This is a genomic window from Gemmatimonas sp. (assembly GCF_046594945.1).
Lineage (GTDB): Bacteria > Gemmatimonadota > Gemmatimonadetes > Gemmatimonadales > Gemmatimonadaceae > Gemmatimonas.
In genome coordinates this window covers 1-26396 of record NZ_JBKJRB010000071.1, presented here as the reverse complement: position 1 = coordinate 26396, position 26396 = coordinate 1, and the positions used below count along the sequence as shown (strand labels likewise).

The window sequence follows — 26396 nt, the reverse complement described above, 5'->3', positions numbered from 1 at the left end:
CTCAGTCAGACCCATGGCCCATGGCTCATGGCTCATGGCAGATAGCACACAGCCGAAAGCCCCAAGCCTCGGGAGCCGAAAGCCCTCAGCGAGCCCTCAGCCCCCCCGCCATATCTCGCCCATAGCCGTTAGACTTGCACCACCGCCCTCGCGCCGTCCTCCCCCCCGCCTTCTGCCAGTAGATGCCCCTCCCGTCTCGCGTCGAAGCCCTCGCCCTCGTCCATGAGTGGACGAAGTCAGAATCCCTCCGCAAGCATATGCTTTCGGTGGAGTGCGCGATGCGGGCCTATGCCAGCCGGCTTGGGGAGGATGTCGAGCTGTGGGGACGTACCGGTCTTGTCCACGACTTCGACTACGAACGATTCCCTAACGCCGGGCAGGCTGCCGACGTCGAACATCCGGCCGAGGGCGTGCGGGTGCTTCGGGCAGCGGGATGGCCGGAGGCGCTGTGCGAGGCGGTGATGGGTCATGCGGAGTACACCGGGGTTCCCCGGGTCAGCCTGCTGGCCAAAGCCTTGTTCGCCGTCGACGAGCTCACGGGATTGATCACCGCGAGCGCGCTGGTGAAGCCTTCTCGGGCCGTGACTGAGGTGGACGTTGCCGGGGTACGAAAGAAGATGAAGGACAAGGCGTTTGCCCGCGGCGTGAACCGCGACGACATCATTCAGGGAGCAGCGGCCCTCGATGTACCACTTGACGAGCATATCGGCATCGTGCTGAAGGCCATGCAGGCCGATGCCGAGCATCTGGGGCTTGCCGGATCGGCGCCCCCGTCCTCAACGCCCCCCGTCGGCGATGCGTAAGTCGATTGACTCTCTCATTGCTGATGACTTCCGTCGCCCTCTCCTTTCCAGCTGCCTCCCCCGTCATGGGGACTGACCGACCGATGTCGGCCGAGGCGCTCGAAGAGCGGGAGTTGGTGCTCTCGGCACAAGCAGGGGATCACACGGCATTCGCCGGTCTGGTGCATCGTCACCAGCGGCGCGCGTACGCGGTGGCTCGATCTATTGTGCTGTCGCACGATGATGCCGAGGATGCGGTGCAGGAAGGATTTCTGCATGCGTTTCGCGCGCTCGAGCGGTTTCGTCCGGAGCAGGCATTTGGTGCGTGGCTGCATCGCATCGTGGCCAATGCGGCGTTGGACATCGCCCGTCGGCGCAAAGTACGCGACGCGGACGAGTTGCCGGAGAGCTTGTCGTCTCCACATCGGGATCCTGCAGAAGCAGGTGAGTTACGGGCGCGTTTGGCGCGCGCACTGAATACGCTTGGCGAACGGCAGCGCGCCGTCATCGTGTTGCACGACGTTGAAGGATATAAGCACGCGGAGATCGGCTCCCTCCTCGGAATTCCCGAAGGAACGGCGCGATCGGACTTGCACCATGCTCGGGCGCACCTGCGGCGACAGCTGAGCAATCTTCGGAGTGAGAAATGAACGTCACGCGGAACGACAACGGGCACGGCCCGGATGCGGACCCAATAGTGACCGACCTGCTGCGCAGTCATTATGCTGCGCCACAGGACGAGACATACTGGAGCGGCCTGGAGGAGCGGGTGATGCTGGGCATGACGCGCGGCATTGTGCGCATCAACGAGCTCCGTCCGGCGTGGTGGAGCGGCTTCGGTGAATTCCGGACGGCCGACATCCGCAAGCTGGGTCTGATTGCGGCGACGGTGGGCTTGCTGGTGGCGGGTGCCACGTACGTGCGCAAAGCCGAAGTCGATGCCACGACGCGCGAGATGGCGCAGCGGGCGGCGGTGGAATCGGCGTTGCCGCTTCCGCTGGAGGATGCTACGCTGTCCTCACGGGCGCGGGCGCGTCTCCCGGAGGATGCGCCGGAGCGGTATCTGCATCCACTCGACTATTAGTCGCGAGCGATTCGTGTCTACTAACCGCCCCAAATCGCTCGCCATGATGTTCATCCTCGGTGCGTTTCTCACCGGGGGAGTGGTCGGATTCGCGGCCGATCGCGTGGTGTCACCGCCACGTCCGAACGTGTTCAGCGACCGCGCGATGGTCGACGAACTCGCCCGCGAACTCAAGCTGTCGCCAGACCAGCGCGTCGTCATCGACTCCGTGTGGGATTGGCGTCGCAAAGAGTCGCGAGAAATCATGAAGACCGTTCGACCTACGCTCGATGCGGTGCGCGACAGCGCGCGTGTGCTGATGATGAACCCCCTCGACGACGCGCAGAAGATGGCCTTCCGCGCCCTGCTCGAGCGTAACCAGCGCTCAGCCGACAGCACGGCGCGTGCGCGAGGGGAGACCAAATGACGTGCTGGAACCGCGTGGGACCGCACGTCGTCGGTGCAGTGATCTTCGGGGCGGTCATGATGGCCGCCCCGCTTGACGCTCAGGCTCCAGGAAATGACGACGGCGCCCGCCCCATCAGCCTACGCGAAGCGATCGACCTGGCGGCGAAAAACTCGCCGGCCGCCGTGTCCGCGCGCGGTCTCGACCGCAACGCTGCGGCCGCGCGCCGGCAGGCGATCGGGTCGTACGTGCCGAATGTGAACCTCTCAGCGGGTAGCGGACGCACGCAGGGTACCACGATCAACAACTTCAACGGACAGCTCACGTCGTTGTCGGGCAATCCGTGGAGCTACACCAACGGCCTCGCGCTCAACGTGGAAGTGTTCGACGGCGGACGCCGGTTCTCGGAGATCAAACGCATCCGCGCCACGGCCGATGTCGCCGACGTGTCAGCAGTGGCGGCGCGTTTCGATGCGTCGCTGCAGGTGAAGCAGCAGTTCTACGCCGCCCTCGCCGCCCGTGAATCGTCTGCTGCCGCCAAGGCGCAGCTGGAGCAGGCCGAACAGCAGCTCAAGGCATCCACCGCACGACTGGCCGCCGGTGTCGCCACCAAGTCCGACTCGCTGCGCTCGGCCATCCTCGTCGGCAATGCGCGCCTCGCGGTGCTGACGGCGGAGAACGACCTGCGGGTGGCCAATGCCTCGCTCACGCGCGTTGCCGGTTCGACGGCGCTGATCACCGCGTCGCCCGATGACACGCTCGATACGTCGCTCACGTTGCCCACCGAACACGAGCTGGCGGGGCTAGTCACCGATGGGCCCGCGGTGCGCCTGGCCACGTCGAACGTGGCAGTGGCGCGTGCCGCCAAGCGTTCGCAGCGATCGACGTATCTCCCGACGCTCACGATGGGGTACAACTACGCGTTCAGTCAGAACAGCGCGGGCTTCGCCGGCCGCAATCTGCTGCTGGTCGGTGGCGACAACGCGAGCCGGCAGACCTTGAACTTCAACATCGCGTACCAACTCTACAACGGATTCTCGCGCGAATCGCAGACGGTACAGGCGGATGTCGCGCTCACGAATGCCGACGCGCAGCTGCGCGACGCGCAGCTGGCGGCCCGTCAGAACCTGACGTTATTCGTGCGATCGTTGGAGAACGCCCAGGCGCGCGTACAGGTGCAACTGGCGGCGATCGCGGCGTCAGAAGAAGATCTCCGTGTACAGCAGCAGCGTTATGCACTTGGCGCGTCCACGCTGCTCGACCTGCTCACGTCTCAAACTCAGCTCAATCAGGCGCGTCAGGCGTTGATCCAGGCCCGTCTCGATGGTCGCATCGCCCGCGCGCAGCTTTCATCACTCGTCGGGCGTGAACTCTGAGGCGTGCGCTCAGGCCGTTCCGCGCGCTGCGTTACGAATAGTGGAGCTCGGCGTGCCCAGATAACGCCGCGAGCGTGCTACGCACCCAACACGGGAGGCAGACTTGCCTCCCGTTGTCTTTTCCCGAGCGGCACCGTGGTACATTTGGGATCAAATCCGAATCATGCCAAACGATAAGACCTCTCGGGCCTCGGTGAACAGCGCCGGGGCCGACTCAGATAGCAGCGCGGCCGTTAGTGGCGGCCAGCCTCCCTCGTCAGATGCATTACGGCATCCGACGAGCTCCTCCGGCGCTCCGTCAGCGGCGAACAATGCCGCCAATGCACCGCACGGCCCCGAAATCCGCTCGAACACCGGCATGTTCCCCGCCCAGTCGCCGTTGCGAAAGGAAGGGCATCATGAGAATCCGACCGGCAAGCGACTCGCGATTCTGACCCTCACCGCGCTCGGCGTGGTGTACGGCGACATCGGGACGAGCCCCCTCTACTCCATCAAGGAGTGTTTCAGTCCACTGTACGGGCTGCAACCGACCCGGGAGAATGTGTTCGGCATCCTCTCGCTGATCGTGTGGGCGCTCACGCTGGTGATCACCGTGAAGTATGTGAGCTTCGTACTCCGGGCAGACAATCGCGGGGAAGGCGGCCAGTTTGCGATGCTCGCGTTGATTTTTCCGCGAGGCACGCCGGCGGGCTTCAAGCGCGGTGGCATCTTCGTGGCGCTCGCGCTGTTCGGCACCGCGCTGCTGTACGGCGACGGAATCATCACGCCGGCCATGAGCGTGCTTGGTGCGATGGAAGGTCTCGAGATTGCCGTTCCCAGTGTGGCGCAATACATCGTGCCGATCACTCTGGTCATTCTCAGCTCCCTGTTCGCCGTGCAGCGTTTCGGCACCGACCTGATGGGCAAGGCCTTCGGTCCGATCATGCTGCTGTGGTTCATCACCATCGCTACCCTCGGCGTTCGTGAACTGATTCAATCGCCGTGGATTCTCGGTGCCGTGAACCCGATGTACGCGGTGCATTTCGTGCAGCTCCACGGTTCGCTGGCCTTCTTCGTGCTCGGCTCCGTGGTCCTCGTGATCACCGGCGGCGAAGCGTTGTATGCCGACATGGGTCATTTCGGCATTCGGCCCATTCGCGTGGCGTGGCTGCTGCTGGTGTTTCCGGCCCTGCTACTCAACTATTTCGGTCAGGGGGCGCTGCTGCTGCGAAATCCGGCCGCGGTGGAGAATCCGTTCTTCCTGCTCGCGCCCAAGGCGATGATGCTGCCGCTCATCGTGCTCGCCACGATGGCCGCGATCGTGGCCTCGCAGGCCATGATTTCCGGCGCATACTCAGTGACCCGTCAGGGTATCGCGCTCGGATTCATTCCGCGAATGGAGATCCAGCACACGTCGACGGTGGAAGAAGGCCAGATCTACATCCCCGAGGTGAATTACTTCATCGCGGTGGGCTGCCTGATCGTCGTCGTGCTGTTCAAGAACACGTCGGCGCTCGGCGCCGCGTACGGTATCGCGGTTACCGGCACCATGCTCATCACGAGCGTGCTGTTCTACATCGTGGCCCGCATCCGTTTCCGCTGGAAATGGTGGCAGGCGGCGGCGCTATCGTCGGTGTTCCTGCTGGTGGACGTGGCTTTCTTCAGCGCGAACGTCGTGAAGCTGATGCACGGTGGATGGGTGCCGATGGCATTGGGTGTCGTGCTGTTCCTGTTGATGCTGACCTGGAAGCGCGGCCGGGCGTTGCTGAACGCGCGCTTGGCGGAAGGGACCATGCCGATCGGCTTGTTTCTCGATGGCGTCGAGAAGTCGAGCGTGCACCGCGTGCCGGGAACGGCCGTGTTCATGACCGGCAGTGACGACGGCGTGCCGCCCGTGCTGCTGCACCATTTGAAGCACAACAAAGTGTTGCATGAGCGCGTGCTCCTGGTGTCGGTGAAGACGGCCGACGTGCCGGAGACCAGTGCTGCCGAACGAGTGCGGGTGATGCCACTCGGGCATGGCTTCTGGCGCGTGGTCGCGTCGTACGGCTTCATGCAGACGCCCAACGTCCCGAACGTGCTCGAAGTGGTCGATCAGATGGGCATCCGCTGTAAGCCGATGGAGACGAGCTACTTCCTCGGGCGCGAGCGACTGATTCCGGTGCCTGGGCGGCCGGGCGATACGATCACGCTGTCACGTTGGCGAAAGGTCATTTTCGCGATCATGGCGCGGAATGCACGCTCGGCTACGGAGTTCTTCTGCATTCCGCCGAATCGAGTGGTGGAATTGGGCACGCAGATCGAGTTTTAACCGGCAGAAACAACGCCCCCCGCCCGGGCAGCCGGATGGCTGCCCCGACTGTCTTTTGCGGAGGCGACTATCGGAGCTTTCCGCTCTCCGCTATCAGTTAGGCATGAGCATGGTTGCCGACGCCGGCGCTGAACATCAATGATCGTCCTCCGCGGCACATGTGGTGATTCGCGGGGGGCACTGCATGGAACCGTATGCACGAGCCTTCAGACGCCGTATCGCCCGACTCGCCAACGCGCCCCTTCGTGCCTCTTGTGCCGGAGCAGGTCGCGCTGCTGGAGTGGAGCCCGAATCCCAAGCTCGTGTTGGATCGTGAGTTCCGCATTCGCTACGTGAACCAGGCGGCGCTGGCGTACGGCCAGGCCGACCGGGACGCGCTGATCGGACGTAACGTGTGGGAGTGCTATCCGACGCTGAAGGGCTCGATCCTTCATCAGGCCTACCAACGCGTGCTCGAGACTGGAATCACGACGCGCTTCGAGCGCTACGACGACGAGAATGACGGTTGGCAGTCGGTGTATGCGTTTCCGGCGGATGATGGCGTCATCGCGGTGCTCGAAGACATCACCGAGCGCCGGCGCGCCGAGCGTTCGTTGCAGGAGAGCGAGTCAGCGCTCGCGCGTGCGCAGGAAGTCGCCGGCATCGGCAGTTTCAGTGTCGCGGGGCCTGGGGAGATCCAACTGAGCGCGCAGGCCTATCGCCTGATGGGTCTCGATCCGACGGTCGATCCCATCGACGGTCAAGCCGTACGGGCCATGCTGGCACCGAACGACGCCGAGCGCTGGGGCGCGCTGTCGGCGCGTACCCCGATCGGTGACGACATGTCAATGGATTTCACGGTGACGCGCCGTGACGGACGCACGGTCATCCTGCACGTGCTCGCCCGCATCCTGAAAGAGCGGGCAGGCGGGCCCATGAAGCTCTTCGGCACCGCGCAGGATGTCACCGAGCAGCGTCAGGCGCTGGAGAACCTGCGTCGCAGCGAAGAAACCCTGCGGCTGGCGCAGGAAGCCGCGAGTATCGGCAGTTTCGACTTCGACCTTCGCACGCAGGTCATGTTCCGCTCGGACCAGTTGCTTCGCATGATGGGAGTCGAGCCCACCGCCAACGGACGCGAGTTCGTCGGCTCGCTGCCACGTTTCGACTTTGTACACCCGGACGATCGGGCCGCGGTACAAGCTGCGTGGAACACGGTGATCCGCACCGGCGAACGACAGACGATCCGCCTGCGGGCGTTTCGCACGGATGGCGCCGAGCGGCACATGAGCTGGAGCGCCATCCTCGTGCGCGACCGCAACGGCACGCCGGCCCGTATCGTCGGCATGGAGGTGGATATCACCGACCAGGTGCGCGGTGACGAGGAGCGCGCGCACGTCGAGTCGCAGATGCAGCAGGCGCAGAAGCTCGAGTCTCTTGGCATTCTGGCGGGCGGCATCGCGCACGACTTCAACAATCTGCTCGTCGGCATCCTGGGGAATGCGTCGCTCGCGTTGCTGGATCTCGAACCGGGCGCCGAGGCGCGTCAGAGTATCGCCGAGATCGAGCAGTCGGCGCAGCGAGCGGCGGAGCTCACGCGCCAACTGCTGGCCTACGCGGGCAAGGGGCGTTACGTCGTCGAAACGGCCGATGCCTCGGCCGTGATTTCCGACATGACGTCGCTCATGCGCACCGCCATTTCGCGCAACGCGTCGCTACAGATGGATTTGGCCACGTCGCTGCCCAGCATCGAGGTGGACGTGAATCAATTCCGACAGGTGGTGATGAACCTCATCACGAATGCGTCGGACGCACTCGACGCAAAGGCGGGACTGGTCAGCATCCGCACCGGTCGTCAGGAGATCTCGCGAGAATATCTCGCCGCCTGCGCCCCGGGCAGCAATGCGCAGCCGGGCACATTCACGTACGTCGAAGTGCACGACAACGGTACGGGCATGGAAGAGGCTACGCGTCATCGCATTTTCGAGCCGTTCTTCTCAACCAAATTTACCGGGCGCGGACTCGGACTCGCCGCGACGATGGGGATCATGCGCAGCCACCATGGTGCGATCCGCGTGTACAGCGAAGTCGGCTCGGGGACCTCGATCAAACTGTTGTTCCCGATGTCGACGCTCGGTGGCAGTGCCGGCGTGAACTCCGGCGTGCGGGCCGAGGAATGGCGAGGCGGTGGACAGATTCTCGTCGTTGACGACGAAGACAGTGTCCGCGCGGTCGCCTCGGCGTTACTGCGCCGTCGTGGTTTCCGCACCCAGGAAGCGTCCGATGGCGCGAAAGCGCTCGACATCTTTCAGGTGCAGCCCAACGCGTTCGATCTCGTGCTGCTCGACCTCACGATGCCGAACATGAACGGCGAGGAGACGCTGCGCGCACTGCGCGAGGTGAATCCCACCGTGAACGTGCTGTTGATGAGCGGCTACAACGAGCAGGATGTGACCCGCATGTTCGCCGGACGCAATTTGTCGGGCTTTCTGCAGAAGCCGTTCCGCGCCGACGAGCTGTACGCGAGTGTCGCGCGAAGCCTGGGCGTAGACACGACGGGCCGCTAGCGAGAGCCAGCGGCCGTTCGAGGTCGGCATGCGGCGGCGGCCGATCAATCGCCGGCGACGGGCACCGGCTCCATGCTACCGCTACCGCTACCGCTACCGCTACCGCTACCGCTACGCACCTGCACCGACTTGGCTATGCGTCGGCGCGACTGGAGCTGATCGAGCAACGTGTACACGACCGGCGTGACGTACAGCGTGATCAGTTGCGAGAACGCGAGGCCGCCCACGACCGCCAGGCCCAGTGGCTGACGCGACTCGGCGCCGGCGCCGAAGCCGATGGCGATCGGCAGCGTGCCCATCAGCGCGGCAAGCGTGGTCATCGTGATCGGGCGGAAGCGCACGCGCGCCGCCTCCACGATGGCATCACGCGCCGACATCTTGAGGTCACGCTCAGCTTCGATCGCGAAGTCGATCATCATGATCGCGTTCTTCTTCACGAGTCCGATCAGCATGATGATACCGACATACGAGTACACCCCGAGATCCTTGCCGAAAATCCACAGGGTGAGCAAGGCGCCAAGCGCTGCGAACGGAAGACCCGACAGAATCGTGAGCGGATGAATGAAGCTTTCGTACAGAATGCCGAGCACCACGTAAATCACGAAGATGGCGACGAACAGCAGCGTGAGCAGTCCGCTCTGCGCCTGTGCAAACGCTTGCGTATCGCCCGACAGCACCGACGTGACGTCGGGCGGAAGCACGGCACGCGCCTCGCGCTGTACCGCATCGACGGCGGTACCGAGCGCCACATTGGGCCGCGTCGCGAAGCTGATGGAAACGGCCGGCAGCTGGCCGTTGTGCTGAATGCTCTGCGGACCGACGCCCTTCGTGAACGTCGCTACCGAGCCCAGTTGCACGAGATTACCAGTGTTGGAGCGCACGTACAGCTGGCTCAGCGAGGCGGGATCTTTTTGGAAGGCTTCCTCGAGTTCGAGAATGACCTGGTACTGGTTGGTCTGCGTGTAGATGGTAGAGACCTGTCGCGAGCCATATGCGTTATACAGTGCGTTCTCGATCTGCGCCGCACTCAATCCCAGCGCCGATGCGCGTTCGCGGTCGATCTGGATGCCCACCTGCGGATTGCCGACCTGCAGATCGCTCGAGATATTTTCGAGCTCCGGCAGCTCCTTCATGCGCGCTTCGAGGGCGCGGGCCGCCGTGTACAACTCGGCGATATCCGGACCCTGCAGCGACACCTGATACGCGCTGTTGCCGCGACGGCCACCGATGTTGATTGGCGGCGGATTGCGGAAGAACACCTGCACGCCCGGCACCTTCGACGTGGCGCGCGTGAGTTCGCGCATGATCTGATCCACGTGCGGACGGTCGGGATCTTCGCTGAGGGTAAGCTGTAAGCGACCGCTGTTCGAACCACCGCCGCCCGGGCCGCCGCCGATGGAGGCCAGCGTGTACTTCACGTTGGGGCTCTTCTCGATGATGGCGGCCACTTCGCGGATCTTCACCGACAGCGCTTCGAAGCCGATGCCTTCGCGCGCTTCGATCGAACCCGACAGACGTCCGGTGTCTTCGGAGGGCAGGAAGCCCTTCGGGATGTACATGAACAGCCCGACGGTCGCGACCAGGGTGAACGCGCTGAAAATCATCATGAGCCCGCGACGATTCATCACCCAGGCCAGCGAGCGCACATACGCCCCTTCGGTGGCTTGATAGACGCGTTCGACCGAGCGCCACTTGCCGTCACTCGGCGCATGTCCTTCGCCTTTACGCAGGAAGCGCGCGGCGAGCATGGGCGTGAGCGTGAGCGATACAAAGCCGGACACGAGAATCGCTACACCGATCGTGACGGCGAACTCGCGGAACAGACGGCCCACGAGTCCCGGCATGAACAGCAGCGGGATAAAGACCGCCACCAGCGACAGCGTCATCGAGAGAATCGTGAAACTGATTTCTTTCGATCCGTCGAGCGCCGCCTGCATGGGCGTTTTGCCCATCTCCAAGTGTCGCACGATGTTCTCGAGCATCACGATGGCGTCGTCTACGACGAAACCGACCGCGAGCGTGAGGGCCATCAGCGACAGGTTGTCGAGGCTGTATCCCAACATCCACATGACCGTGCAGGTACCGATCAGCGAGAAGGGCAGTGCCAGCGACGGGATGATCGTTGCGCGGAAGTTGCGAAGGAACAGAAAAATCACCATCACGACCAAGCCGACCGTGAGCACGAGCGTAAACTTTACGTCGTCGACGCTGTCTTCGATGGCAATCGAGCGGTCGAAGATCGGGACGATGCTGACGCTGGGCGGCAGCTGCGGCTCGAGCTGCTTGAGCACCTCCTTGACCCCATTGGCAACGTCGACGGTATTCACGCCGGGCTGACGGATGATCGCCAGTGCCGTGTTGGCCCGTCCGTTGATTTCACTCATCCCGCGCGTGTTCTGCAGGCCGTCGATCACGTTGCCCAATTCACCAAGCCGAATCGGCGCACCATTGCGCAGCGCGACCACCAAGTTGCGGAACTCGGTGGCGTTGCGGAGCTGACCGGAGGCTTGAAGCGTGAACGACTGATTGGGACCCATCAGCACACCGGCCGGAGAATTCGAATTCCCCTGATTGATGGCGGCCTGCACTTCGTCGATGCCGATGCCGCGCGCGGCCATGGCGCCGGGATTGAGCTGCACGCGCACGGCGTACTTGGACGACCCGTACACTTGCACCTGCGCGACACCGGTCACGGTGGAGACGCGCTGGGCAAGGAAGGTTTCCGCGTACTCGCTCAACTCCTGGCGACTCAGGACGTCGGAGTTGACCGAGAACATCATGATCGGAGAATCGGCCGCGTTCGCCTTGTTGTACGACGGCGGATTGATGCCCTGCGGCAGTTGGCGGAGTGTCTTGGAGATCGCCGACTGCACGTCGCCGGCCGCCTTGTCGATATCGCGATCGAGCGCGAACAGCAGCGTCACGTTGGTGCTGCCCTGCGAACTGGACGACGTGATGCTCTCGATGCCCGACACGGTCGAAAACGCCTGCTCGAGCGGAGTCGCCACCGAGGTTGCCATCACCTCGGGGCTCGCACCGGGGAGCCCGGCCGAGACGGTGATGGTGGGATAGTCGATGGTGGGCAGGTCGCTTACCGGCAACGCGCGATAGGCCACCACGCCGAACGTCAGAATGGCCAGCATGACCAGCGTGGTCATGACCGGCCGCTTGATCCAGATCGCGCTCAGATTCACTGGGCTGCTCCTCGCTTCTTTGACGCGGCATTCGTTCCGCGATCGGCTCCCTTCGGAGCGGCTTTCGAGAGCGAACTGCGCAACTCGACCTTGGCCCCGTCTTGCAGGCGATTCTGTCCCTCGATAATGATCTGCTCGCCGCCGACCAATCCGCTGTCGAGCTTGACCAGCGTACCCGCCGGCCGACCAACCTTCACTGCCACGCGCTTAGCCTTGCCGTCTTCCACCAGATACACGAAGGCGCCATTGGTGGTCGTCACAACCGCTTCAGACGGCACGGTGATGGCATCCTGATCGACGGTGAGTTCGAGTCCTACCGACACGAACTGTCCCGGCCACAGCGAGCGGTCGGCGTTCGGCACCCGGGCCTTGAGCAGCACCGTGCCGGTGGCGCGATCCACCGCGTTGTCGATGAAGGTCAGCGTTCCCGTGATCTTTTTGCTGGTATCGCCCACGTTGGGGACGATGTCGACCGACAACGCCTTGTCGAGCCCGGACCGGCGCCGCATTTCCTCGAACGCCTGCTCGGGGACAGTAAAGCGCACCAGCACGGGCTCGAGTTCGTTGATGGTGAGCAGCGGCGGATCGGCCTGCGCCCGCACGAGACTGCCCACCCGGAGGGTGATCTGACCGGTGCGCCCGGAAATGGCGGCCCTGATCGTGGTATTCTCGAGATCGAGGCGCGCCCGCTGCAGGGAAGCCTGTCCAGCCGCCACAGTGGCCGCGAGGGCCGATGCTTCGGCGAAGGTCTGATCGAGCTGCTGACGGGTCACGTAGCCGTCCTTGGCCAGCCCGGCGAAGCGCACCGAGTCGCCGCGGGCACGGACCAGCGTGGCCTGATCGCGAGCCAGGGTGCTCTGCAGCCGCTCGAGTTCGGCCCGGAACGGTCGCGGATCGATCTGGAACAGCACCTGTCCCTGTCTCACTTCATCGCCCTCGGCGATCGCCACCCGGGTGAGCATCCCGGACACGAGTGACTGAACAGCGACGGTCCGATTGGGCTCGATTTGCCCATTCGCGTTCACGACGAAGGGCAGCGGCCCCTTTGTTACCGTCATCGTGGACACGACGGGCGCTGGACGCGGAGGACGTTGCTGCTCTTTGCAGGCGGCGAGTCCGAGCAAGGCAACCGACGCGAGTGCAAACAGTCGGCGCGTGGGATCTATGGCGAACCGGCGCACTGGGCGCAGCGGCATCACATTATCTGGCATTCGAGGGGCGACAGCGGGTCGGGTAAGACGCTCAGCATACGACTCGAAAGCCGGCAAACGTCACGGGTGTATCCTCCTAGATAACGCCAGTCAACGACCATTCGTTGCGTGGGCGGCGGCGGTTCAGGCGTCGCCCCGTCCCGCGGCTTGAGTTCCCGTTCTTGGAATACAGGAGATGCGAACGAATGTGCGCCACCGCCGGTCGCCCTTGATCACGCGACTGCTGAGGCTGATCCGCCGGTCGCGCGCGAACCAGCGAGCTCGCAATCCGCAACCCACTCACCGGCGAGTTCCGACGTCACGGGTGGCGATCTGTTGAAGACGGACGTTCGGGTGCGTGCGGATAGCTTCGTGCAGCCCGACAACTCGCTGGTTCGCGCGAAGCTCACAGAGAACGCGAAGGATCGCGACGAACGGCAAAGAAGAAAAAAGAACAGCGGTTGCTGTTCGTCTCGCGAACCAGCGGGACAGAATCCCAGCAATTCACTCTCGCAGCGGACGCGACGGATGGAAAGGATCCACAGGAAGTTCCGATCGGGAATGCTCGAGAGCGCCTACGAAACGTTTCTCGCGCGCACGCTTGTGCGCGAAGGGTTCGACGTCGAGCGGCAGAAGGCGATCTCGTTCGAGTTTGAGGGAGATCGATACGAGAACGCGTGCCGGGTCGACCTGCCACCGGAGCAGTCGCCGCCGCTTCGCGTGAACCGATTGCCAGCCGTGCAGTAGACCGACCGTTCCCCCGTAGCGACCGGCACGGAGCTGTCCGGCAGGAGCACTACACCACGATGTTCAGCAGACGCTTGGGTACGAAGATCACCTTCTTGATCTCACCGACCGCAAACTTCGCGATGCCGGCATCGGTCATCGCAGCTGCCATCGCGGCATCCTGCGTGACATTCGCGGCAACGCGTAGCTTGCCGCGCACCTTGCCGTTCACTTGCACTACCAGATCGACCTCGTCGTCCACGAGCAAGGCCGGGTCGAATGTTGGCCAGCCGGCATCAAAGACGCTTTCCGTGTGCCCCAGTAATTCCCAGCACTCCTCAGCGAAATGCGGTGCGTACGCCGCCACCAGCTGCACCAACGGCCGCACCTCGTCGCGGTGCACTGCGCGAGCGCCCGAGCGGACATGGTTGAGACACTCCATCATGGCGGCGATCGCCGTATTGTAGCTCAGCGTCGCCGTATCGTCGCCCACCTTCTTGATCGTGCGATGCAGCTGACGCACGACGTTCGCATCGGTCGCGACGTCGGTGCGTGCATCGCGCACCGACGCCCACAACCGATCGAGAAAGCGCCGCACACCGCTGATGCCTTGATCGCGAAAGTCGCCGCCCTCTTGGTACGGACCGAGGAACATGAGATACATGCGGAACGCATCGGCGCCCCACTCTTCCATGTACACATCGGGATTGATCACGTTGCCCTTCGACTTCGACATCTTCGCGCCTTCGCGAATGATCATGCCGTGCGCACGGAAGCGCGTGAACGGCTCTTCGAAATCGATATGTCCCGCGTCCTTCATGACCATGGTTACGAAGCGCGAGTACAACAGGTGCAGGACCGCATGCTCGTTGCCGCCGATGTACGAATCCACCGGCAACCAGCGCTTCGTGACATCGGCGTCGAACGCGATATCGCTACGGGTCGCGCTCGGATAGCGCAGGAAGTACCAGGCGCTATCAAGAAAGGTGTCGGACACGTCGGTTTCGCGCCGCGCTGACGCCCCGCACGTGGGGCACGGTACGCGATACCACTCTTCGTGGCGCGCGAGCGGTGAGATACCGGAGTCGTCGGGCTTGAAGTCGGGAATGAAGGGCAATTCCACCGGCAGCTGCGACTCGGGCACCGGCACCGTGCCGCATGCGTCGCAGTAGATGATCGGAATCGGCGGACCCCAGTAGCGCTGACGCGAAATGCACCAGTCGTGCAACCGGAAGTTGACCACCTTCGATCCGTGTCCACCGGCCTCGAGCCAGTCGGTCACGGTGAGCTTCGCATCGGCCACCGGCTGGCCGTCGAAAGCGCCCGAATTCACCAAACGGCCCTGCGCGTCGTCGGTGTAGGCGCCCTCGCCGAGCGGCGTGTCGGCGGCATCGTCTGGTCCAGCCACGACGCGCACGATCGGCAAGTTGAACAGCTGCGCGAACTCGAAATCGCGCTCGTCATGCCCGGGCACGGCCATGATCGCGCCGGTACCGTACTGCATGAGCACGTAATCGGCGATCCAGATCGGAATGTTCGCGCCGGTGGCCGGATTCACCGCGTACGACCCCGTGAATACGCCCGTCTTGTCCTTGCTGCTCTTCCGCGCGATCAGATCCTGCTTCTTGGTCGCATCCTGATAGCCCTGTACGGCGCCGCGCTGGGCGCTGGTCGTGAACGCGGTCACCAGCGGATGCTCGGGCGCCAGCACCAGATACGTGGCGCCAAAAATCGTATCGGGACGCGTCGTGAACACCTTCACCGTCTCCTCGTGCCCGTCCACCCGGAACGACAGCTCGGCGCCTTCCGAGCGACCGATCCAGTTCTTCTGCGCCGACTTGGTGATAGGCGACCAATCCAGCCACTCGAGGTTGTTCAACAGCCGTTCCGCATACGCCGAGATACGGAAAAACCACTGTTCCAGAAAGCGTTGCTCAACGGGCGTACCGCACCGCTCACACAGTCCACCCTCGACCTGCTCGTTGGCCAGCACCGTCATGTCGGTGGGGCACCAATTCACGGCCGCCGCCTTCTTGTAGGCGAGCCCCTGCTTATACAGCTGCAAGAAGACCCACTGCGTCCACTTGTAGTAGTCCGGCCGTGACGTGTCGACCTTCTGACGCCAATCGACCATGAGCCCCGCGCGCTCGAGCTGCTGCTGGAAGTTCGCGACGTTCTTGGGCGTGAGCTCCATCGGATGGGCGCCGATCTTGAGGGCGTAATTCTCCGAGTGGATCCCGAACGCGTCGTAGCCGAGCGGCTGGAACACATCGTAGCCCAAGAGCCGATGATAACGGGCCGATATGTCGCTGCCGGTGAACGCGAAGAGATTCCCCACGTGCAGCCCTTCGGCCGACGGATACGGGAACATCATGAGCGCGAAGAACGGGCGTTCCGCGTTGTCGAGGGCGGCGTGGTTCGTGCCACGCTCGGCCCAGCGGGCGCGCCACTTGGGCTCGACGGACGCTGGCAAGTAAGGCGTCGGGATGCTGAAATCGGACATACTGGAAGTTATCACAACGATGGCTCAGAAAACGGCCAACGGCTCCGACCGGCCAACGGCTCAGGGAGCAGGGCGGAGGGTGTCAGGCGGGAGGGTGCAGCAACCACGCGCGTGCCCTGCTTCCTCCATCCTGATACCCTCCCCCACCTCCGAAGCCGTTGGCCGTTGCAACCTCCCGTTGCACACGTTCAGCGCTTGTACACGTACGCCGCCTCAACCAGCCGTGCCCCCTTCTCGTCGCACACCGCGTACTTCCCGCCCGAATACAGCGTGGCCCCGGCGTAGCGTCCGTCTTTCGTAAGCGCGTAGAACTCCAGATCGAACATCGGTCGGCCGTTGGGGCCAAGTAGACGCGCCTCCGTCATCGCCACCACTCGCTCCAGCGTTTTCATCAGCGCCGCTTCCGGGGTGAGCCCTTGCCGCATGAACTCGACCGCCAGGAACGAGGCGCACGTCTTGATGTTGGCCTCGCCGCGCCCGGTGCTGCCGGCGGCGCCGACCAGATTGTCGCAGTACTGCCCGGCGCCGATCACCGGAGAATCGCCGATGCGGCCGGGCACCTTCCACGCCATGCCGCTGGTCGTCGTCACCGAGCCGATGTCCCCCGAGGCATTGACGGCGTTCATGTTGATCGTGCCCGTGGTGAACTTGATCTTGATGTCGTCGTCATGATTGAGCCAGGCGTCATTGGCATTCAGCCGCGACTTCCAGCGCATCCAGTCCTGCCGCGACTGCTCGGTCAGCAGGTTCTGCTCCGTGAAGCCCATCGCCTTGGCGAACTTCGTGGCGCCGGCGCCGACGAGCATGACGTGGTCGGTGTAGTCCATCACCGCCTTGGCGACCAGCGAGGGCGTGGCGATCCCTTCGATCGCCCCCACGGATCCGGCACGGCGCGTGGGACCGTGCATGCACGAGGCGTCGAGCTGCACCACGCCCTCTTCGTTCGGCAGGCCGCCCAGCCCCACCGACTGATCGGTGGGATCGAGCTCCACCAGATTCACACCGGCGATCGCCGCGTCGAGCGGATCCTCGCCCGTCAACATCTTGTCGTAGGCGACCTTTACGCCCTTGAGGCCGTTCGACGACGACACCACCAGTGGGCGCCCGCGGAACTCGGGCCACGGGGCCGCAGGGGCGACCCCGTGGCCCAATTCGTGCCCGAAGTCGTCGGGGAGACGCGGAACGAAGCCAGCCGCGGCCAGGGCGGCGGAGCGCTCGAGAAAGTCGCGACGGGACAAGGGCACGTGAGGCTCCGGAACAGGGTCGGGGGACGACGTGGTACCACAAATGGGCTTCGACTGATCAGACCGACGATATCGCCGCGAGCGACCGGTGGCGAGAGGAGGGTTCGTCTTACAGCTTCCGTGCATCCGTATCCCACCTTTACTCCCCCCCATGTCCACTCCGGCCGAAATCGCCGATGAGCTACGCGCGACCTCGTTTCTCGAGGGCTTTACCGACGCGCTCCTCTGGAAACTGGCGCGGCACGTCACGCCGCTTGCCTTGGTCCCCGACGAGACCATTTTCAACGAAGGCGAGGTTCGTTCTCGCTTCGCGATCCTGATCAGCGGCGCCGTCGCCATCGAGAAGTCCTCGGATGGTCGCACCACGCGCCTCGTGACACTCGGCGCCGGCGAGGCGGTGGGCGAAGGGCTGCTGCTCGACGACTCCGCCCACGGCACCACCGCCCGTGTCATCATGCCCGGCACCGCGATGGTGCTGGCCCGCGCCCAGCTCGACGACATTACGCGCGAAGCGCCGCAGCTGTACGCCGCCCTCGTGGCCCGTGCCGCCCGCGCGATCTCTGCGCGCCTGCGCCGCGCCGACGCCACGCTTGTGGGACGAGGGCGCACGCTCGGCTTCGGTGGGCACCGCACCCGGAAAGAGCACGACCTCCTCGGCGAGCGCGACGTGCCGTACGAGGCACTGTACGGCGTGCAGACGCTCCGCGCGCTCGAGAATTTTCCGATCACCGGCATTCCGCTGCGTGAATTTCCGGTCCTGATCGAATCCATCGCGGCCGTGAAAGAGGCGGCGGCGCAAACGAACCTCGAACTCGGTCTGCTGCAACAGGATCAGGCCGATGTGATTATCCGCGCCGCCCGTGAAATACGCGCGGGACGTCATCACGAGCACTTTTTAGTGGACATGATTCAGGGAGGTGCCGGTACCTCCACCAACATGAACGCCAACGAAGTGATCGCGAACCGCGCGCTCGAGCTCAGCAACCAGCAACGTGGCGCCTATGACGTGATCTCACCCAACGATCACGTCAATCTCAGCCAGTCCACCAACGACGTGTATCCCACGGCGGTGCGTGTCGCGCTGCACAAAAGCCTCTCGGGCTTCCGGGTGGAGCTGGCGCGCTTGGCCGACGCTTTTGGTGCCAAGGGGGTCGAGTTCGCGCCGCTCATCAAAATGGGTCGTACGCAGATGCAGGACGCCGTGCCGATGACGCTCGGTCAGGAGTTCATGGCGTTTTCGCACACGCTGCACGAAGACGTGGAACGCCTGGGTGAGGCGCAGTCCCTGATCCGCGAGATCAATCTCGGGGCCACGGCGATCGGCACCGGCATCAATGCACCGCCGGGCTATGCGGCCCTGGCGTGCAAGCATCTGGCGACGATCGCTGAAGTGCCGGTGATCACGGCCTTCGATCTGGTCGAAGCGACCAGCGATACGGGCGCCTTCGTGCAGCTGTCGGGCGTCATGAAGCGCACCGCCACCAAGCTGTCGAAGATCTGTAACGATCTCCGACTGCTGTCGTCGGGTCCGCGGGCCGGGTTCGGCGAGATCAATCTGCCGGCGATGCAGCCCGGCTCGTCGATCATGCCGGGCAAGGTCAATCCGGTCATACCCGAAGTGGTAAATCAGGTGTGCTTCGAAGTGATCGGCGGTGACGTCACGGTCACGATGGCGGCCGAGGCCGGGCAGCTGCAGCTTAATGCGTTCGAGCCGGTGATCGCGTATCGTTTGCTTCGTGGCATCGACATGCTGCGCAATGCGTGCATCGTGCTGCGCGAGCGCTGCGTGACCGGTATCACGGCCAATGCCGACCGCATGCGGTACTTCGTGGAGCATTCGATCGGTATCGTGACGGCACTCGTGCCCGTACTTGGTTACGAAATCGCGACGGACATTGCGAAGACGGCGCTGGCCAGTGGTCGCGGGGTCTTCGATCTTGTCCTCGAGCGCAAGTTGCTCACCCGCGAGCAGCTCGACGAGATCCTCAATCCGGCGATGATGACTGCGCCGCGCGACACGCAGGAATTCAGCACCGTCACCATTCCGTCGGCGTAAGGAGCGGCGGGCATTCCGGTTTCCGGGGTGCCCGCTGACTTCCGGGCCGGCCCGCCTGCCACTCTCGCCACGCCATGCATCCAGCCCCGTCGTTCTCCCGGACTCGTTTCGCCTCTTCGCTGCGTCGCTGCCGGCTCGCCGCGCTCGTGACACTGGCCGCCTGCGCCGGCCCGGGCGATCCATCGGGCCCACCGGTCGTCGTGAATCCCCCCACGGTGCGCAGCGTCGCCGTGACTCCCATCATCGCCACGATCCGGATCGGTGAAACGCAGTCGCTCAGCGCGGCCGTCGACGCGATCAACGGCGCCGGTACGGGCGTGACGTGGAATAGCGAATCGCCGGCCGTGGCCACCGTGAACAGCACGGGGCTCGTGACCGCGATCGGGATCGGTTCGGCCACCATTCGCGCCACGTCCGTGGCCGACACGCGCGTGAGCAGCACGGCGACCATCACGGTCCAGGCGGCGCGGAGTATTTCGGTGACCCCGACCCTGGTGACGCTGGGTACGGGCCAGACGCAGGCGCTGCAGGCAAGTGTGCAGATCGATGCCGGGCTTCCCACTACCGTGACGTGGCGCACCAGCGCCGCGACGATTGCCACCGTATCGGCGGTTGGCGTCGTAGCGGGAGTGGCGCAGGGTACGGCCACGATAACCGCCGTTTCGGTCGGCGACACCACGTTGCGCGCCACCGTGAGCGTGAATGTGGTGCCGGTCGTGCGCACCGTCGCCGTGTCGCCGACCACGGCGTCGCTGTTCATCAACAGCACGCAGCAACTCACCGCCGTCGTGACCGCCGACGCTGGGGCTGTGCAAACCGTGACCTGGCGCTCCAGTAATCCCGCCGCCGCGACGGTGAGCGCCACCGGCCTCGTCACCGCCGTGGCACTGGGCAGCAGCACCGTGACGGTGCTCGCCACGGCCGATACCACGCGTCGCGCCACCAGCACGATCACCGTGGCCCCACGCCCGGTGACCGTGAGCATCACGCCGCGCAATATCGGCCTCAATCCCGGCACCAGCACTACATTCACGGCCGTCGTGATCGCGGACCCCGGCGTGCAGACGGGCGTCACCTGGAGCTCCGGCACGACCGGGGTGGCGTCGATCAACGCACAGGGCGTGGTAACGGCGGTGAGCGTGGGCAGCACGCTGATTACGGCTACCTCGGTAGCCGACGGCACCAAGCGCGACACCGTCACCCTGAACGTCGTGCCCCGTCTGGCCACGGGTTGGAGTGCGACGCGACTGGGCGGCGTATTGCGCGACGATCTGCTGTCGATCTCCGCGTTCAGTGCCACCAGTGTGTTCGCCGTCGACCTGCAGGGCGACATCTATCGCTGGAACGGCACCACATGGACGCTATCGCTGTCGAATAGTGCCGATTATCAGGCGTTGCACGGCTCATCGGCCACGAATGTGATCGCGGTGGGCACCAACGGGGCCATCGCGCGCTGGAACGGCACCGCGTGGAGCACGATGACGTCGGGCACTACGCAAACGCTCAACGCCGTCTGGGTGGAGAGCCCGACCGTTGCCTGGGCGGCCGGTAACAACGGCACCGTGTTGCAGCTCGCCACCAACAGCTGGAGCACGGAAACCACCAACTCCACGCAGGCGCTGAACGGCGTCTGGGGCGGCGACAACGTGGTGTACGCGGTCGGTGCGAATACCGAGGTGCTACGTCGAGCGGGCAGCACCTGGTCACGCGTGACGGTCCCCAGCACGGAGCAGCTGTACGGCGTACACGGGAACAGCGCGACGGATGTGGTCATCGTCGGCACGAACGGCACCCTCCTCCGAGGGAACGGTACGTCGTGGTCGGTGCTGGGCGTAGGCGGCTTGTCGGGCGACCTGTATCAGGTGAGCGGCTCGGCCGCCAATGGTGGACGACGCTATCTGGTGGGCGACGGCGGCGTTGCGCAGCTCGACGGCAGCACGGCCGCCCTGGTGAGCACGCCGTACGCGCCACAGCTCTTTGGCGTGAGCGTCGATGCCACGGGCACCGCGTGGGCGAGCGGGGAACGTGGGGCGGTGTTGCGCAGCGCTGATTTGGGCGGTGCGGCGTGGACTACGAACAACCTGGCCCCCGACTTGCTCGACGTGTGGACCACGGCCGCCGACAACGCCGTGGCGGTTGGCGAGTTCGGATTCGTGTATCGTTGGAATGGCAGTAACTGGACCAAGGTCACGGTGCCGACGCAAGCGACGCTCACCAGCGTGTGGGCCACGACCACCGGCGAAGGGTTCATCGGGGGTGAGACCGGCACGATGCTACGTCTGATCGGCAGTTCCTGGGTGCCAATGGCCTTCCCCAGTGTGAGCACGGTGTCGGCGGTGTGGGGCACGAACGGCAGCAACGTGTACGCGACCACCAAGGCCGGCGAGATTCTGCGCTTTAATGGCTCCGTGTGGACGCTGGTCACCACGGCCGCCGCGCCGCTGTGGGCGGTGTACGGGGCGTCGGCAACGGATGTCTATGCCGCAGGACAGACCGGCGCGGTGTGGCGGCTGAACGGCGCGGTCTTCACGTCGCTCCCCGCGCCTGCCTCCGGCACGCTGGCCGGCGTCTGGCTGACGGGTGCCACGAACGTGTTGACGGTGGGCGCGAATGCGGCGGGAAGCGCGGGCATCGCGTATCGCTACAACGGTACCGCGTGGTCTTCACTGCAACCGGGCGCAACGCCGGCACTCACGGCGCTGTGGGGACCGAGTGAATTCGACCTGTACGCCACGGGCGACAACGGCACCATCCTACGCTTCAACGGCAACACGTGGACGTCGATGGCCAGTGGTACGACGGATCTGTTGTGGAGCGTGTCCGGTGCACCCAATGCCACCGCCGGATTCGCGGTCGGCATCAACAGCACGATCGTCACCGCGAACGGTGCCACCGCATTCCGCGCTGCATCTCGCACGACTTTCGATGCGCGTGCGCTCGGTTCACTCGAACCGTCGGCATCCGCGCGTGTGCGCCGCGGTCCGCAACCGCATGGCGACGCGCGTAAACGGAAATCGTCGCGATAGTGCATCGCGATCGGACGGCGTGAGAGAGCAGCGCGTGTGAAAGACTTCACGATGATGATCGGCGCGGTGACCGCGGTCACTGCGCCGATCGCTCATCCGTAGCAGAATGTTTCTGTGCACGGTGGGTGAAATACTTGAGCGTTTCGGGACAAAACTCCTTCCGAATGCCGCCGCTGTAACAGCGGTGCCCGCACCGTGACATCACGTGCAGAGGCCGGCGCGAAATGATGCCGAGCGCGGACATCGGTCGTCCAAACGGTGAGTTGGATGACACTTGTGCGCTGCGGATGTTGGTCGGGGACGCCCCCGTTACTCCAGTGCAGCGCGCTTCGACCTTCGCTGGTGCGTGCTGTGCCCATGCCTGTTTCCCTGAACAATTACGGCTCGCGCTCGACGTTCCGTCGCGCAGCCCGCTGGATTGCGCCGGTCGTCCTGGGGTCGATGCTCGTTGTCGGTCTGCAGGCGTGCGCGACGCCGGCCGATGGCGTGACCGGGAACCCCGGCGGCGGCACCGCGACCACACCCACGCGCTTCGAGAGTTCGACTGGCGCGTTGAATCTGAATGCAGTCGGTGCATCGCAAACGATTACCGTCACGGCGCGCGATCGGTCGGGAAATGCGATTCCCGGTGTGCCGGTCAATTGGACGAGCTCGAACGCGACGGTGGCCGACGTGTCGGGAAGCGGCACGACGGCGGTGGTCACGGCGCGCGCGCCGGGCCTCGCAACGATTCGCGCCCGCACCGGCGATCTGGTGCTCGAGATCAGCGTCGGTGTGCTGGCGGTTCGCACGATCACGATCACACCGCAGGCCGTATCCGTGATTGCCGGCGGTCAGCTGCAGCTCAATACCACGGTCGATGCCGACGCGGGGGCATTGCGCGATCTGCGGTGGCTCTCCGACAATCCGTCGGTTGCTTCGGTGAACACGCGAGGCATCGTGACGGGCGTCGCGCCCGGCAACACCATCATCCGCGTGAATGCCGTCGGTGATGCGCGCGTGACGACCACGGCGCAGGTCACGGTGACCTCCGCCGGCTCGATTGCGATCTCGCCGTCGACGCTCTCGATGGGCACGGGCGAGCAGCGCACGTTGGCCGCCTCGGTGAATCTCGAGCCGGGCCTCAGCACCGCGCTCACGTGGCGCAGCCAAAACAACGCCGTGGTCACGGTGTCCGCAACGGGGGTGGTAACCGGCGTGTCGGTGGGCAGCACGCTCATCACCGCCGTCTCGATCGCCGACAGCACGCGCCGCGGTACGGCCGCGGTGACCGTCATACCGGTGGTGCGCGACCTCGATATCACGCCGGCCGCGGCCACGATCTTTACAGGAGACACGCGTCAGCTCGGCGTGAACTTCAACGCCGATCCCGGTGCCTCGCAGGCGGTGCTCTGGCGGTCGAGCAATGCGGCGGTCGCGGTCGTGTCGTCGGAGGGACTGGTGAGTGGTGTGTCGGCCGGCACGGCGATCATCACCGCGCTCTCGGCGGCCGATACGACCAAGCGCGCGACCTCACTGTTCACCGTGCGGTACGCCGCGGCGGTGAGTGTCTCGCCCACAACGGCGACGGTCGGTGTCGGTGGTACGCGCACGATCGTGGCAACCGTGACGACGGAGAATGGCTCGACCACCGCCGTCACGTGGCGCACGAGCAATGCCTCAGTGGCCACGGTGTCGGCCGCCGGTGTCGTCACCGGTGTAACGGTCGGCACGACCGATGTGATCGCCGTCTCGGTGGCTGATACGTCGCGACGGGCCACGTCCACGATCACCGTCGCCGCGGTCGTGCGCTCGGTGAGTGTGGCACCCGGCTCGTCGTCCCTGCTGGCCGGACAGACCCTCCAGCTGGTGCCGACGGTCGTGGCCGATGCGCCGCTGTCGACGGCCGTGAGCTTTCGCAGTGTCAACAGCGCGGTGGCGAGTGTCAGTGCGGCGGGTCTCGTGACTGCCGTTGCCAACGGCAGCACGAGCATCGTGGTGCTGTCGGTCGCCGACACGACGAAGCGCGACACGGCCTTCGTGTCGGTCTCGAATGGACTGGCGTCCACCTGGGCGGCGACGCGGCTCGGCGGCGCGCTGTACGAAGATGTCGTGTCTCTACGCGGCATCGACGCCAGCAGCGCCTTCGCCGTGAACGTCGCCGGCGACGTATTCCGCTGGAACGGCAGCATGTGGTCGGTGGCGGCGCGCGGAGCCTCGTACGGCACACAGTTCCTGGCCGTTCACGGCTCGTCGTCCAGCAACGCGATGGCCGTCGGCACGAACGGCGTCACGATCCGCTTCGATGGGTCGATCTGGAGCATTGAACGCTCGGGCACCACGAGCCGTCTCAACAGCGTGTTCATGGAAAGCGCGATGAGCGGGTTCGCGGTGGGCGAGAATGGCACCGCGCTGCGCTGGAATGGTACCGCGTGGAGCGCCAGCAGCACCGGGTCGTCGCGAACGTTGAGCAGTGTGTGGGCGAGCGGCGGCATCGCCTTCGCCGTCGGTGCGACTGGTGAAGTGCTCCGCTTCGGTAACGGCAGCTGGTCGCGGCAGACGGTTCCGACCACCGAATCGCTCAGCGGCGTCTCGGGCATCACGAGTTCGAACGTCGTGGTGGTCGGTGCCTTCGGTACCGTGCTCTCATACAGCGGCGGCGTCTGGACGACGGTGAACAGCAACGGCATCGTGGCCGACTTGTATGCAGTCAGCGCCGTATCGCCAACCGACACGCGTCTCTACATCGCCAGCGACGATGGTCTCTTGGTCCTCACGAACGGGTCCCTCACCCGAGTGACCACGCCCTATGCCCCGCGCATGTTCTCGGTCTCAACGGACGCCGCCGGTGCCGTATGGGCGGGCGGACAGCGCGGCAGTGTCCAGCGGCTCGCCAACGGCAGCTGGGAAACGAATGGCCTGGCCCCCGACTTGATCGATGCCTGGACGACATCGGCCACCAACGCCTGGGCGGTCGGCGAGTTCGGCTTCATCTATCGCTGGAATGGCACGACGTGGGCGCGCCAGCCCACACCGACCACCGCCACCCTGAATGCGGTGTGGGGTGCCAGTGCATCCGATGCGTTCGCGGCCGGCGACAACGGCACGATGCTGCGCTTCAATGGCACGTCATGGACGGTCATGAGCTTCCCCTCCACGGCCAGTGTATACGGACTGTGGGGCAGCAGCGCGTCCAACGTACTGGCCGTGACGGCAGCCGGCGAAGTGGTGCGCTTCAACGGCACGTCGTGGGCGGTCACGACCACCGCCGGCAGCGCACTGTGGGCCATTCATGGCTCGTCGCCCACCGACATCGTGGCCACGGGTGAGAACGGTGTCGCACTGCGCTTCACGGGAAGCGGTTGGAGCGCAATCACGGTGAACACCACGGGCACGCTGGCCGGTGTCTGGTCCAGCGGCACGGGCGCCACCTCAGTGGGCGCCGCCGCGTCAGGCAGCAGCGGCGTGGCCTTCAGCTTCAGCGGCACCACATGGACGTCATTCTCGACTGGAAGCAGCCGAGTCCTGACGTCGATCTGGGGGCCGAACGCGTCGGATCTCTACGCGACCGGAGAACAGGGCACGCTCGTGCGCTACAATGGCTCCTCGTGGAGCGCGCTGACCACGGGCACGACCGATCTGCTCTGGAGCGTCACGGGCGCCCCCAGCGGCATCGGCGGGGCTTTCGCAGTGGGCTACAACAGCACGATAGTCGCGGGCTCAAACGGATCCTCGTTCTCGACCGCCATGATACGCGGCACGAGCGTGGCGCGCGGCATCGACCTCGACCCGTCCGCGGGTGCCCGCAGGGTTCGCGGCCCCTTGCCCAGCGGCAAGGCCCGTACGTCGCGGGGCATGCGCTAGGGGCTGCGGCGGCTCGTCCGCCGAGTCCCGTGGCAACGGCTGGTTAGCTGTTTGACGCGAAGTACGCGAAGAACGCGAAGGACGCGAAGGACTGCACATGGTGTCTGCAGTGGCGCTTCTTCGCGTGCTTCGCGTGCTTCGCGTGCTTCGCGTG

Annotated in this window: 15 protein-coding genes; 11 read left to right on the top strand and 4 right to left on the bottom strand. The window is 64.9% G+C overall.

The window, feature by feature from the left end:
* The first annotated feature begins 182 nt into the window (after window positions 1–182).
* The 7 genes from ACLL97_RS08190 (at window position 183) to ACLL97_RS08160 (ending at window position 8460) form a co-directional block, all read left to right on the top strand.
* Window positions 183–803, top strand: a complete 621-nt coding sequence (locus ACLL97_RS08190) for an HDIG domain-containing metalloprotein (RefSeq protein WP_411279987.1) — start codon at window positions 183–185, stop codon at window positions 801–803.
* Window positions 804–826: 23 nt separating this feature from the next.
* Entirely contained in the window at window positions 827–1432 is a 606-nt protein-coding gene (locus tag ACLL97_RS08185; protein WP_411279986.1) for an RNA polymerase sigma factor, read from the top strand.
* On the top strand, window positions 1429–1866 hold the full coding sequence (locus ACLL97_RS08180; protein ID WP_411279985.1) for a hypothetical protein: 438 nt from the start codon (window positions 1429–1431) through the stop codon (window positions 1864–1866). Before ACLL97_RS08185 ends, ACLL97_RS08180 begins: the two co-directional genes overlap by 4 nt.
* 43 nt (window positions 1867–1909) lie before the next feature.
* The gene (locus ACLL97_RS08175; protein ID WP_411279984.1) at window positions 1910–2272 is read left to right on the top strand and encodes a hypothetical protein; all 363 of its coding nucleotides are present in this window, start codon (window positions 1910–1912) and stop codon (window positions 2270–2272) included.
* The gene (locus tag ACLL97_RS08170; RefSeq protein WP_411279983.1) at window positions 2269–3627 is read left to right on the top strand and encodes a TolC family protein; all 1359 of its coding nucleotides are present in this window, start codon (window positions 2269–2271) and stop codon (window positions 3625–3627) included. Before ACLL97_RS08175 ends, ACLL97_RS08170 begins: the two co-directional genes overlap by 4 nt.
* Window positions 3628–3985: 358 nt before the next feature.
* The gene (locus tag ACLL97_RS08165; protein ID WP_411279982.1) at window positions 3986–5917 is read left to right on the top strand and encodes a potassium transporter Kup; all 1932 of its coding nucleotides are present in this window, start codon (window positions 3986–3988) and stop codon (window positions 5915–5917) included.
* 245 nt (window positions 5918–6162) lie between these two features.
* Window positions 6163–8460, top strand: coding sequence for a PAS domain-containing protein (locus tag ACLL97_RS08160; RefSeq protein WP_411279981.1), 2298 nt, complete (start codon window positions 6163–6165; stop codon window positions 8458–8460).
* A 44-nt stretch (window positions 8461–8504) separates the two neighbouring features.
* Here ACLL97_RS08160 and ACLL97_RS08155 read toward each other — a convergent pair whose 3' ends face one another.
* Entirely contained in the window at window positions 8505–11654 is a 3150-nt protein-coding gene (locus ACLL97_RS08155; RefSeq protein ID WP_411279980.1) for an efflux RND transporter permease subunit, read from the bottom strand.
* Complete coding sequence (locus ACLL97_RS08150) at window positions 11651–12865, bottom strand: efflux RND transporter periplasmic adaptor subunit (RefSeq protein ID WP_411279979.1); 1215 nt, start codon at window positions 12863–12865, stop codon at window positions 11651–11653. Before ACLL97_RS08150 ends, ACLL97_RS08155 begins: the two co-directional genes overlap by 4 nt.
* A gap of 507 nt (window positions 12866–13372) precedes the next feature.
* Between ACLL97_RS08150 and ACLL97_RS08145 the strand changes: the two genes are divergently transcribed.
* On the top strand, window positions 13373–13591 hold the full coding sequence (locus ACLL97_RS08145; protein ID WP_411279978.1) for a GxxExxY protein: 219 nt from the start codon (window positions 13373–13375) through the stop codon (window positions 13589–13591).
* A 49-nt stretch (window positions 13592–13640) separates the two neighbouring features.
* On the opposite strand, the gene leuS is transcribed toward ACLL97_RS08145, so the two are convergent.
* Together leuS and ACLL97_RS08135 are read right to left on the bottom strand one after the other, a co-directional pair.
* Window positions 13641–16073: a leucine--tRNA ligase gene (gene leuS / locus ACLL97_RS08140; protein ID WP_411279977.1), complete on the bottom strand. Its 2433-nt coding sequence runs from the start codon at window positions 16071–16073 to the stop codon at window positions 13641–13643.
* 188 nt (window positions 16074–16261) lie between these two features.
* Window positions 16262–17317, bottom strand: coding sequence for a N(4)-(beta-N-acetylglucosaminyl)-L-asparaginase (locus ACLL97_RS08135; protein WP_411279976.1), 1056 nt, complete (start codon window positions 17315–17317; stop codon window positions 16262–16264).
* A 151-nt stretch (window positions 17318–17468) separates the two neighbouring features.
* On the opposite strand from ACLL97_RS08135, the gene ACLL97_RS08130 reads away from it, so the two are divergent.
* The 3 genes from ACLL97_RS08130 to ACLL97_RS08120 all read left to right on the top strand — a co-directional run bounded on the left by ACLL97_RS08130 (window position 17469) and on the right by ACLL97_RS08120 (window position 26242).
* Window positions 17469–19373 carry an aspartate ammonia-lyase gene (locus ACLL97_RS08130; RefSeq protein ID WP_411279975.1) on the top strand — a complete coding sequence of 635 codons (1905 nt, stop codon included), beginning with the start codon at window positions 17469–17471 and terminating at the stop codon, window positions 19371–19373.
* A 74-nt stretch (window positions 19374–19447) separates the two neighbouring features.
* Window positions 19448–22399, top strand: coding sequence for a beta strand repeat-containing protein (locus ACLL97_RS08125; protein WP_411279974.1), 2952 nt, complete (start codon window positions 19448–19450; stop codon window positions 22397–22399).
* Window positions 22400–22756: 357 nt separating this feature from the next.
* The gene (locus ACLL97_RS08120) at window positions 22757–26242 is read left to right on the top strand and encodes a beta strand repeat-containing protein (RefSeq protein WP_411279973.1); all 3486 of its coding nucleotides are present in this window, start codon (window positions 22757–22759) and stop codon (window positions 26240–26242) included.
* The last annotated feature ends 154 nt before the right edge of the window (window positions 26243–26396 follow it).

Excerpts from the sequence above, each read along its gene's own strand:
- ACLL97_RS08175 (WP_411279984.1), top strand. The coding sequence starts at position 1,910 with ATGATGTTCATCCTCGGTGCGTTTCTCACCGGGGGAGTGGTCGGATTC.
- ACLL97_RS08180 (WP_411279985.1), top strand. The coding sequence starts at position 1,429 with ATGAACGTCACGCGGAACGACAACGGGCACGGCCCGGATGCGGACCCA.
- ACLL97_RS08125 (WP_411279974.1), top strand. The coding sequence starts at position 19,448 with ATGCATCCAGCCCCGTCGTTCTCCCGGACTCGTTTCGCCTCTTCGCTG.
- ACLL97_RS08130 (WP_411279975.1), top strand. The coding sequence starts at position 17,469 with ATGTCCACTCCGGCCGAAATCGCCGATGAGCTACGCGCGACCTCGTTT.
- ACLL97_RS08185 (WP_411279986.1), top strand. The coding sequence starts at position 827 with ATGACTTCCGTCGCCCTCTCCTTTCCAGCTGCCTCCCCCGTCATGGGG.
- ACLL97_RS08190 (WP_411279987.1), top strand. The coding sequence starts at position 183 with ATGCCCCTCCCGTCTCGCGTCGAAGCCCTCGCCCTCGTCCATGAGTGG.
- leuS (WP_411279977.1), bottom strand. The coding sequence starts at position 16,073 with ATGTCCGATTTCAGCATCCCGACGCCTTACTTGCCAGCGTCCGTCGAG.
- ACLL97_RS08120 (WP_411279973.1), top strand. The coding sequence starts at position 22,757 with ATGCCTGTTTCCCTGAACAATTACGGCTCGCGCTCGACGTTCCGTCGC.
- ACLL97_RS08145 (WP_411279978.1), top strand. The coding sequence starts at position 13,373 with ATGGAAAGGATCCACAGGAAGTTCCGATCGGGAATGCTCGAGAGCGCC.
- ACLL97_RS08165 (WP_411279982.1), top strand. The coding sequence starts at position 3,986 with ATGTTCCCCGCCCAGTCGCCGTTGCGAAAGGAAGGGCATCATGAGAAT.
- ACLL97_RS08150 (WP_411279979.1), bottom strand. The coding sequence starts at position 12,865 with ATGCCAGATAATGTGATGCCGCTGCGCCCAGTGCGCCGGTTCGCCATA.
- ACLL97_RS08170 (WP_411279983.1), top strand. The coding sequence starts at position 2,269 with ATGACGTGCTGGAACCGCGTGGGACCGCACGTCGTCGGTGCAGTGATC.